This window comes from Pseudomonas fluorescens, from assembly GCF_902497785.1.
GTDB classification, from domain to species: domain Bacteria; phylum Pseudomonadota; class Gammaproteobacteria; order Pseudomonadales; family Pseudomonadaceae; genus Aquipseudomonas; species Aquipseudomonas fluorescens_BO.
Genome location: NZ_CABVHK010000061.1, coordinates 1 through 1,659, shown reverse-complemented (window position 1 = coordinate 1,659; position 1,659 = coordinate 1). Strand labels below are relative to the sequence as shown.

The following is a 1,659-nucleotide window of genomic DNA, read 5'->3' as shown; positions in this document are numbered from 1 at the left end:
ATCGCAGGCTTCGCCAGCTCCTACGGGGCCTGCGTTCTTCGCCTAATGGCCCGAATTTACGGGGGAGGGCGGTAAGTGATTGTTATGTCGGCAAAAAACTTTGGAAATAGTTAAAAATAAATTTGACACGTTTCCGATGCGCCATTAAGATTCGCCCCGTCCTCAGCGATGAGGGGCTATAGCTCAGCTGGGAGAGCGCTTGCATGGCATGCAAGAGGTCGACGGTTCGATCCCGTCTAGCTCCACCAATTTACACTTCAAGGTCTGGCCACACCGGCCTTGAAGCGATCAACACTCAGTGCTGATCTGTTGTATAGAAGGGTTTGCGTCCCCTTCGTCTAGTGGCCTAGGACACCGCCCTTTCACGGCGGTAACAGGGGTTCGAGTCCCCTAGGGGACGCCACGATTACCCGCTCTGCGGGATTTTATAAGGGTCATTCAATTATTGAATGGCCCTTTTGTTTGTCTGGCATTTGGCCAAATCCCTCATTTTCTCTCACACTGCACTTCAGACCAGCGGTCACATTCACGACTTGCGGAAAATTATTATGAGAATAATATTCTAGTCGTAATATTCGGAGGCAACGATGAACGATAAAAAAGCTCAAACCCGCGAACGCATCCTCAAGGCCGCGAGCGCAGCGCTGATTCAGCGCGGCCCGGCCGAGCCGAGTGTGGGCGAAGTGATGGGCGCGGCTGGCCTGACGGTCGGCGGCTTCTACGCACACTTCGAAAGCAAGGACGCAATGATGCTGGAAGCGTTCAAGCAACTGCTCGGTCACCGCCGTGGCTTGATCGCCGACATGGACGCCGAATTGACCGGCGAGGAGCGTCGCGCGTTGGTCGCCGCGTTCTACCTGTCACGCAAACACCGGGATTCTTCTGAGTCGGCCTGCCCGATTCCGGCCTCGGTCGGCGAGTTGGGGCGTCTGCCGGACGCGTTTCGTGTGGCGTTGAATGAGCATGTGGAAATGATGGTCGCGCAGTTGGCGGCCAGCCCGGAAGACACCGACAAAGCCTTGGCCGATATGGCCTTGATGGTCGGTGGTCTGGCTCTGGCACGGGCGCTGGGGCCGGGAGAGTTGTCCGATCGATTGCTGCGCGCCGCCAAATCGGCGGTGCTATGACCTGAAGGCAGTGGCCTGAGGAGTGAGAGCGATGAGCACGTTGAAGTGGGTTCGTGGCGTTAATGGCACCTTGGGCTGGTTTGCACCGAAACTGGTCGCAAGCAAAATGCGACTGGCGTTCATGACGCCGCGGGATCTGCCGCCGCGTGATTGGGAATTGCCGTTATTGGCGAAATCCGAACGCATCACTTTGCGCTTTGGCCTCTCGGCGCTGCGCTGGGGACAAGGCCCGGCAGTGTTACTGATGCACGGCTGGGAAGGCCGGCCGACGCAATTTGCCAGCCTGATCACGGCGCTGGTGGATGCCGGTTACACCGTGGTCGCCCTGGACGGCCCGGCGCATGGTCGCTCGCCCGGTAGCGAAGCGAACGTCGTGCTGTTCGCCCGAGCCATGCTGGAGGCCGCGGCGGAGTTGCCGCCGCTGCAAGCCGTCATCGGTCACTCCATGGGCGGCGCCAGTGCCATGCTTGCCGTACAACTGGGCCTGCGCACTGAAACCCTGGTGACGATCGCCGCGCCGGCGCGGATTCTC

2 protein-coding genes and 2 tRNA genes are annotated in these 1,659 nt (G+C 59.3%); all 4 read left to right on the top strand.

Translation table 11 applies throughout. The features are described from left to right. Positions 1 to 172 precede the first annotated feature (172 nt). Positions 173 to 248: transfer RNA gene (locus tag F8N62_RS31380), tRNA-Ala, on the top strand. A 79-nt stretch (positions 249 to 327) separates the two neighbouring features. Then, positions 328 to 403, top strand: a tRNA-Glu gene (locus F8N62_RS31375). A 184-nt stretch (positions 404 to 587) separates the two neighbouring features. Beyond that, complete coding sequence (locus F8N62_RS31370) at positions 588 to 1,127, top strand: TetR/AcrR family transcriptional regulator (RefSeq protein ID WP_008028313.1); 540 nt, start codon at positions 588 to 590, stop codon at positions 1,125 to 1,127. Positions 1,128 to 1,158: 31 nt separating this feature from the next. Then, a partial coding sequence (locus F8N62_RS31365; protein ID WP_150714203.1) for an alpha/beta hydrolase occupies positions 1,159 to 1,659 on the top strand: 501 nt, incomplete at its 3' end.